This is a genomic window from Streptomyces sp. NPDC005533, from assembly GCF_042871845.1.
Classification (GTDB): Bacteria; Actinomycetota; Actinomycetes; order Streptomycetales; family Streptomycetaceae; genus Streptomyces.
This window is the reverse complement of sequence record NZ_JBIAJH010000184.1, coordinates 1-1437: the sequence shown is the minus strand read 5'-3', so window position 1 is coordinate 1437 and position 1437 is coordinate 1. Positions and strand designations below refer to the sequence as shown.

General features: G+C 67.9%; 1 protein-coding gene and 1 pseudogene. Both read right to left on the bottom strand.

Going from position 1 to position 1437, the window contains the following annotated elements; genetic code table 11:
• A pseudogene (locus tag ACFYP3_RS37820) lies at positions 1 to 676 on the bottom strand (IS6 family transposase); the annotation flags it as partial.
• Positions 564 to 1199: a transposase family protein gene (locus ACFYP3_RS37815; protein ID WP_388842656.1), complete on the bottom strand. Its 636-nt coding sequence runs from the start codon at positions 1197 to 1199 to the stop codon at positions 564 to 566. The gene ACFYP3_RS37815 and the pseudogene ACFYP3_RS37820, both read right to left, overlap by 113 nt.
• Positions 1200 to 1437 lie beyond the last annotated feature (238 nt).

Below are 1437 nucleotides of genomic sequence, written 5' to 3'. Positions count from 1 at the left end.
GGGGCGGCTTGGTTCAGCCCGCCGCGGGCACAGGGTGGTGACGCCGGTGATGTGGTCCCAGACGGCGAAGCGGGTGGTCATCTCGGCCCGGTACTCGGGCGCGGCCATCAGGTGACGACGGGGCCTGAAATGGGGTGAAATCTGGCTGAATGCGGCGAGGAACTTCTGGGCTGACCGGGGTGAGCGGAAGCCTTTCATGGCGCGTTCACGCTGCCTGGTCGGCTGGTGGCTGTTCTCCGCCCTGTTGTTCAGACCCTTGTGGGAGCGGTGTTCCACCGAGCTCATCAGTTTTCGGTGGGCCGGCCCGTAGGAGCGGCACTTGTCGGTCACCAGTACCCGCGGGACCCGGCACTGCTTCTTCATCAGTTTGGCCATGAACCGCTTCGCGACCTTCGCGTCGCGCTTGGACTGGACCAGGATGTCAAGGACGTTGCCGTCCTGGTCCACGGCCCGCCACAGGTACTGCCGCACCCTGTTGACCTTGATGAACACCTCATCGAGATGCCACTTGTCACCGGCCTGCGGCCAGCGCCGGCCGGGCAGCGTACTCGGGCCCGAACTTGTCACACCACTGCCGGACCGTCTCGTGGGAAACGATGATCCCCCGCGCGAGCAGCAGCTCCTCGACCTCGCGGAAGCTGAGCGGGAAGCGGTGGTACAGCCGGTACGTCGGCACGGCACCGATCGGCGCCGGCACCGGAAAACTCAACTTCGGCGCCGACCAGGCGGGCGGAAGCCGACTCACAGGAGCCATGGGACGCACCCGCCTCTACACCAAACACGGCCAGCAGACGGGCGGCGGTACGGGTCCGGGTGCGCGAGCCGCGGGCGCTCTTGCCGTCCGCCGCCAGGCGCGTCGGGCCCGCCCGCTCCGCATCGACGGGCCGCAGCAGGCCGGACAGGCCGTCGGGGTGCAGTTGCTCGATGATCCGGCGGACGGTGCCCATGGACGCGGCCGGCCGGAGTCCCAACGGGCCGCGGACCGGGAAGCCGAGCCGGGCCAGGGTGTCCTGGGGCGCCCGTCGCAGCCAGTGCCCGATGGCCGCGGACGAACGCGCCCCGGTCGCCACCGCACAAGCCGCCGCCCTGACCAGCGCGGGAAGCGGGTACCGCCGCCCGCGACGATCACGCAGATCGACATCCTCCGCCCCGGTATCACCCGCAGGGGCGACCGAGCATGACAGCACGGACACGGGCATGGAAGACTCACGAAACACTGAAGCTCCGTTGCAGGCAAGGGACTTGGTAGGTCACTTGCTTCAACGGAGCTTCAGCTCGTTCGGTCACACCCCCGCCGACCAGCCACTATGCAAGATCGACTCGACCTTGCAAGAGCCCTGAGTGAACCTCTTTCATCCTGTCTCTGAGGAGTGAAAGGCCTGGTCAGCCAGTGGGTGACGTGGCAGAGCCCCCGGTCGTTGGCGGTGTTGATTCCAC